At 71.7% G+C, this 223-nt stretch carries 1 protein-coding gene; it reads left to right on the forward strand.

Annotated elements, in window-relative coordinates; translation table 11 throughout:
* Nucleotides 1-13 precede the first annotated feature (13 nt).
* Nucleotides 14-223, forward strand: a 210-nt coding sequence (locus G3I54_RS31395; RefSeq protein WP_164619581.1) for an NUDIX domain-containing protein, incomplete at its 3' end; no start/stop codon positions are given.

The raw sequence follows: 223 nt of genomic DNA on the forward strand, positions 1-223 counted from the left end.
GGAGGCCCCTCATGTGTCACCGGGAGGCGGGAGCACCTGGACGCTTCCGGGCGGCAGGGTCGAGCACGGGGAGGACCCGTTCGACGCGGTGATCCGGGAGGTCGCCGAGGAGACCGGATGCGCTGCGGTGGTGGAGCGACTGCTGGGAGTGGACTCGCGGGTGGTCCCCGCGGCTACCGCGCGTGCCGGGGTCGAGCACCAGAATGTCGGGATCTTCTACCGG

This window comes from Streptomyces sp. SID14515, assembly GCF_010548505.1.
GTDB lineage: Bacteria > Actinomycetota > Actinomycetes > Streptomycetales > Streptomycetaceae > Streptomyces > Streptomyces caviscabies.